This is a genomic window from uncultured Caballeronia sp., from assembly GCF_964243625.1.
Taxonomy (GTDB): Bacteria; Pseudomonadota; Gammaproteobacteria; order Burkholderiales; family Burkholderiaceae; genus Caballeronia.
In genome coordinates, this window is sequence record NZ_CAXTGZ010000377.1 from 1 (window position 1) to 6,062 (window position 6,062).

Annotated in this window: 4 protein-coding genes; 1 reads left to right on the forward strand and 3 read right to left on the reverse strand. The window is 58.1% G+C overall.

Going from position 1 to position 6,062, the window contains the following annotated elements:
* Positions 1-1,352: DUF6537 domain-containing protein (locus ACFFAR_RS22150; protein ID WP_174364816.1), on the forward strand; the 1,352-nt coding region annotated here is incomplete at its 5' end.
* Between the two features lie 80 nt (positions 1,353-1,432).
* Here the strand turns inward: ACFFAR_RS22150 and ACFFAR_RS22155 are convergent.
* The 3 genes from ACFFAR_RS22155 to ACFFAR_RS22165 form a co-directional block, all read right to left on the reverse strand.
* Positions 1,433-1,927 carry a C40 family peptidase gene (locus ACFFAR_RS22155; RefSeq protein ID WP_172811955.1) on the reverse strand — a complete coding sequence of 165 codons (495 nt, stop codon included), beginning with the start codon at positions 1,925-1,927 and terminating at the stop codon, positions 1,433-1,435.
* A gap of 788 nt (positions 1,928-2,715) precedes the next feature.
* Positions 2,716-3,825, reverse strand: coding sequence for an ESPR-type extended signal peptide-containing protein (locus ACFFAR_RS22160; protein WP_174364817.1), 1,110 nt, complete (start codon positions 3,823-3,825; stop codon positions 2,716-2,718).
* 278 nt (positions 3,826-4,103) lie between these two features.
* A partial coding sequence (locus tag ACFFAR_RS22165; RefSeq protein WP_375508480.1) for an NADP-dependent malic enzyme occupies positions 4,104-6,062 on the reverse strand: 1,959 nt, incomplete at its 5' end.

Below are 6,062 nucleotides of genomic sequence, written 5' to 3' on the forward strand. Positions count from 1 at the left end.
TGGTCACGGGAGTAGGCGGAACGGGCGTCGTGACCATTGGCGCATTGCTTGGCATGGCGTCGCATCTCGAGCAAAAAGGCGTGACCGTGCTCGATGTCACCGGCCTCGCGCAAAAAGGCGGCGCGGTGATGAGCCATGTGCAGATCGCGAACCAGCCTGGCGATATTCACGCCACGCGCATCGCGATGGGCGAAGCGGATCTGGTGATCGGTTGCGATCCGATCGTCACCGCCAGCGACGAATGCGGCTCGCGCATGCAGCCCGGCCACACGCGGGTCGTCGTGAACAGCGCCGAAACGCCGACTGCCGAGTTCATCAAGAACCCGAACTGGCGTTTCCCGGGCGCGAGCGCAGAAGCCGACATCCGCACGGCCGCGGGTGAGCACGTATCTCTAGTCGATGCAAACCGTTTTGCCGTAGCACTGCTCGGCGACGCCATCTACACGAACCCGTTCGTACTGGGTTTTGCATGGCAGCGCGGCTGGGTGCCGTTGCGGCACGAGTCGCTGGTTCGCGCGATCGAACTCAACGCTGTGCAGGTCGAGAAAAATCTCGCGGCGTTCGAATGGGGCCGTCACGCGGCGCATGATCTCGATGGTCTGCAACGACTGGTGAAAGGACAGAATCGGGGGGGTTCATCGGATGTACAAGGCAGCAGCAAGATCATCGCGCTGCATACGCCGAAGGCATTGGACGCGTTGATCGAAAAGCGCATCGGCTATCTCGCCGACTATCAAAACGAGGCGTACGCCGCGCGTTACGGCCGGCTTGTCGCGGAAGTCCGGGTTGCGGAAGCATCGCTTGGCGTACCCGACGGTCAATACGCACTGACCGAAGCTGTCGCCAGGAACCTGCACAAGCTGATGGCGTACAAGGACGAGTACGAAGTCGCGCGTCTTTATGCCGATCCGGCGTTCGTGGAGCGGTTGAAGGGCAGTTTCGAAGGCGACTGGAAGATCAATTTCCATCTCGCGCCGCCGATGTTTTCGAAGAAGGACGCGCACGGCCATCTCATCAAGAAGCAATACGGCCCATGGGTTCTATCCGCGATGAAAGTCCTGGCGAAGATGAAGTTCTTGCGGGGCACATCGATGGATGTTTTCGGCAAGACCGAAGAACGGAAGATGGAGCGAGCGTTGATTTCGGAATATGAGGCGCTGATAAAGGAATTGCTCAGCGGCTTGACGCTCGATAAATTGCCGTTGGCGATAGAACTCGCAAGTCTGCCCGATTCCATGCGCGGTTACGGTCACGTGAAGGACAACAACGTGAACGCGGCGCGTCTGAAATGGAATGCCTTGCTGGCGCGGTGGCGTGCACCGGTCGGCAGTGAGACGCGGCAAGTGGCTTGAGCTTTTGCTTCAGTGCATCGCAAAACGCCCGATGAATTTTCATCGGGCGTTTTGTCGTTAAGGGTTTATCCATCGAGCTCTTACGCGACTCGTCGCGCGCCGTAATATCGTCGGGTCCAGTAGGCGCTTTTCATTGATTCAATGCGAATAAAAGCACCTTTTTTCGGCGCGTGAATGAACTGGTCCTCGCCGACATAGATTCCAACGTGCGTTGCGGTACCGCGTGTTGTATTGAAGAACACGAGATCGCCGGGATGCAAATCCGTTTGCGCGATCGCCACGCCTTGACGACTGATCTGCGATGAAACTCGTGGCAATACAATCCCCGCCGCCTTCGCATAGACATATCGCACGAAACCGCTGCAATCGAGTCCCTGTGCCGGCGTATTGCCGCCCCACGAATAGGGGACGCCGATCATCGTCTCGGCCTTTTCGAGAACTACCGATAGCTTCGTGCTGGGCGCGGTTTCGGCAATATCCCGTGCCTGCGCGGGATATTCCTGACTGCGTGCCGGATCATAAAGCAACGCGTCGCCATCGAGAGAACCGGGTTTGGTGACTTTGACAACTCCCATCGCTACGTGACTTGTGCTCGCGAACCGCTGCGCTGGCGCCTGAGCCAGCGACTTTGCCGACGCATAGGCCGACTCTTGCGCGAATACGCTTGCCAATCCGGATGTCGACGCGGATACCGTGCCCGACGTCGCGGCAACTATCAGTCCACTTACCGCTGTCGCCACCAATCTGGCAGACCGTGTTTTCCGCTTTCCAGTGCTGATGCACGCGCCCGCGACGGGCCGATGTGCACCGTGAGACAGTGTGCCAATCATTTCAATTTCCCTCATCTCAACGACCACAATTGCAAGTCTGTTGCTTGCTTGGACTTGGTCGGAGGCGCCAGATGAATGCTGCGTTTCCGCTCGAACAGCTTGTAACCGGCGCTCGTCTTTTCGCCCTTCACGTCACGATTGACGAAGACTTCGTTTAAAACCGTCTTATATTTCCTTTTCATTATTGATACGCATTCCTAATATATTGATTATTCAGATTACGGCGGATTCAACATATTTCGGAAACCGCACCGCTTACACCTATGACCGACAACCGACCCGCGCTTGATAACCCAAGCACCGTTGTCTCATTGTCTTAAGCGCCCTACTTTCCGTAGTTTATTGGGAGCTTATAAGAATAGTCATAGGCACTATCCGAAAGAAACTATACGAGGATGAAAACAATCGATCGAACATATGCAACGCCGCGGCGTGGAAAGGGATGATCCAGGTTTCGAACTGCCCATGCGTGTTGTTGTCTTTTTAATTAGCCACGCTGGCGCTGACTACCGTCTTGCCCGCAGCACTGAGCATCAGGTTCGAGTGGCATGGCTGCAGCAACCGCCCGGCGCTTGTGCTTCCTTCGTCGCCCGCGGCTGTCGGCGTGCTGCTTGGCTGACCGAACTGGTCACGCCGTCGTACATGACCGCGTTCTGCAGACGGCTGTCCAGCGCACTGATCGCCTGGCCAACGCCCGGCACATCCGACCCATTCACTGAATAAGAGGGCGTTGTTATTGATCCGTCTGCGCTGATTTCCGCTCCGCCGCCCAGTCCGTCCACAATATTCTGGATTTGCGACATGTTCACGGCGTCATTTGCTTTTGTGCCGTTCGATACCTGGGTAATTACGCGGGTCGTACCATTGCCGCCGACCGAAAACGAATTGACTCGATTAGCTACTGAGTTGGCACCAATCGCCACTGAGTTCAACGCCTGCACTGAGGCATTCGCTCCGACCGCGACACCTGCTGTCGCTGCAGCAGTAGTGTTGGTGACGCTGGATTTGCTACCGATGGCTACAGACGATGGCGCCGCGCTTACCGTCCCCGAGATATTCACGGAGTCGGGCGACCCCGAGGTCTTGATTCCGGCATAGGGATTGAAGGAAAACGAGTTCGCCGACGTCTGAACCGAGCCGCCAGCAGGCGCGAAAAATACCGACGCGGTCGAACCAGCGTCAATCGAAGCAACCGGTACCTGCCCGGTCGTTCCGGCCGGAACTCCTGCGTTCCCCATCAAAATTGAGTTAGTCGCCGCGTTTGAAACACTGCCGCCGATGCTGATTGCGCCATCCGCCGAGCTCGCTGCAGTGTCGCCGATAGCAATCGCATCCTTGGTCTTGCTCGCTGCGGTCGCGCCTGAACCAATCGCAATGTCGGTCAAGTTCGTTGCAGTGGCCGGACTTGCATTGGACACCGATGTCCCCGCTCCAGCAGCAAACGCCCCACCCGCCATTCCCAACGCCACTGCCAACGCCACCGCCCGCGCCACCTTCCCGCCGCCCTTCCCGCGTCCGCGACACAATTCCGATGCTGCGACCCAAGCACCCAGAGCTTCGCTCCAAACCGATTTAAAGACCTTGTTCATGCTGAATACCTGCAAAGAGTTATGCGGAATGTGTCTGACGCGAAACGAACTCAAGAAATAATTCGCCGCAACAAACAGGTAAGTGAAACGATCCGCGACTCTACTCAGCACTCCTTGCCAACCAAATCAGATTTGTCCGAATAAGAAAGACGCCGTTGTATGTGCGACAACTTTCTTATCTCTTTAAAAAAATTCCTAAGCGTCCATGTCACGTTTGAGTTAGATATTTCTGGCGCGTGAAAAAAAAGCGGTGACCGATCTATTCGGTCACCGCCTGTCCCCACCTGATCAAATCTCGTCACATAGTAATGGTGACGATCAAATCCACTTCATCACACCGCGTTGCCAGCCGCCTTCACCCGCGCATTCGCCGATGCCACCGCTGTCATGTTGATGATCCGCCGCACGGTCGCGGCAGGCGTGAGAATGTGCACTGGCTTGTCAGCGCCAAGCAGGAACGGACCGACTGTCACGCCTTCCCCGCTCACCATCTTGAGCAGGTTATAGGTGATGTTCGCGGCTTCCACGTTCGGCATGATCAACAGGTTCGCCTCGCCGGTCAGTGTCGAGGCCGGCATCGCGGCTTTGCGTACCACCTCCGACAAGGCTGCATCGCCGTGCATTTCGCCATCGACTTCCAGATCCGGCGCACGTTCGGCGATCAGCTTGCGAGCCTCGGCCATGCGCTTCGATGAAGCCGTCGGCACGCTGCCGAAGTTCGAGTTCGACAACAACGCCACCTTCGGCGCGATCCCGAACTTCTCGATTTCACGCGCCGCCAGAATGGTCATATCGGCGAGTTGCTCGGGCGTCGGGACCTCGTTGACATACGTATCGCTGATAAAGAGATTGCGTCCCTGCAGCATCAGCAGGTTCATGGCGGCGAAGTTTTGTACGCCGTCAGCCTTGCCCAACACTTGCTCGATGAATTTGAGATGGTCGTGATACGTGTCGATCATGCCGCAGATCATGCCGTCGGCATCGCCGAGACGAACCAGGATGGCGCCAATCAACGTGTTGAACTTGCGCAGCGCGGCCTTCGCGTTGTCCGGCGTCACGCCTTCGCGTGCAGCAATGTTGTGATACTCCTGCCAGCATTTCTGGTAACGCGGATCGTCTTCCGGATTCACGATCTCGAAGTCTGTGCCAGGCTTGAGCTTCGAGCCCATCTTCTGCAGCCGCATTTCTACCACCGCCGGGCGCCCGATGATGATCGGCTTCGCGATCTTCTCCAGCAGCACGAATTGCGCGGCGCGCAGCACACGCTCGTCTTCACCTTCGGCAAACACGATGCGCGCGGGCGCCGACTTGGCCGCGGCAAACACCGGCCGCATCACCATGCCCGTACGATAAACCGTCGTGCCCAGCTCTTCGCGATACGCGTCCATATCGTGAATGGGACGTGTCGCCACGCCCGAGTCCATCGCGGCTTGCGCCACGGCCGGCGCGATCTTGATGATCAGGCGCGGATCGAACGGCTTCGGAATCAAGTAATCGGGCCCAAACTCGAGCGAATGGCCTTCGTACGCTTTGGCGACTTCATCGCCCTGATCGGTCTCTTGGGCGAGTTCCGCGATCGCGCGCACGCACGCGAGCTTCATCTCTTCAGTGATGGTGGTCGCGCCCACGTCCAGCGCACCGCGAAAGATGAACGGGAAGCACAACACGTTGTTCACCTGGTTCGGATAGTCCGAACGGCCCGTAGCGATGATCGCATCCGGACGCACTTTCTTCGCTTCTTCCGGACGGATTTCGGGCTCCGGATTGGCGAGCGCGAGGATCAGCGGCTGCGTGCCCATGACCTTGACCATTTCCGGCTTGAGCACGCCAGCGCTCGAGCAGCCGAGGAAAACGTCGGCTTGATCGATGGCGTCCGCGAGCGTGCGGTCTGTCGTGTTCGCGGCGTAGCGTTCCTTCGATGGATCCAGGTTGCCGCGTCCCTCGTAGATCACGCCCTTCGAGTCGCAGACGAGGATGTTCGACTTCTTGAGCCCGAGGTCGACGAGCAAATCGAGACACGCGATCGCGGCGGCGCCCGCGCCCGAACACACGAGCTTCACTTCGTCGAGCTTCTTGCCGACGACTTTCAGCCCGTTGAGAATTGCAGCCGATGCAATGATCGCCGTGCCGTGCTGGTCGTCGTGGAAAACGGGAATCTTCATGCGCTCGCGCAGCTTCTTCTCGATGTAGAAGCACTCCGGCGCCTTGATGTCCTCCAGGTTGACGCCGCCCAGCGTCGGCTCCAGCGCCGCGATGATCTCCACGAGCTTGTCGGGATCGCGCTCGGCCAG

Bases quoted from the DNA above. Each gene is read 5' to 3' on its own strand.
- ACFFAR_RS22155 (WP_172811955.1), bottom strand. From the start codon at position 1,927: ATGGGAGTTGTCAAAGTCACCAAACCCGGTTCTCTCGATGGCGACGCG.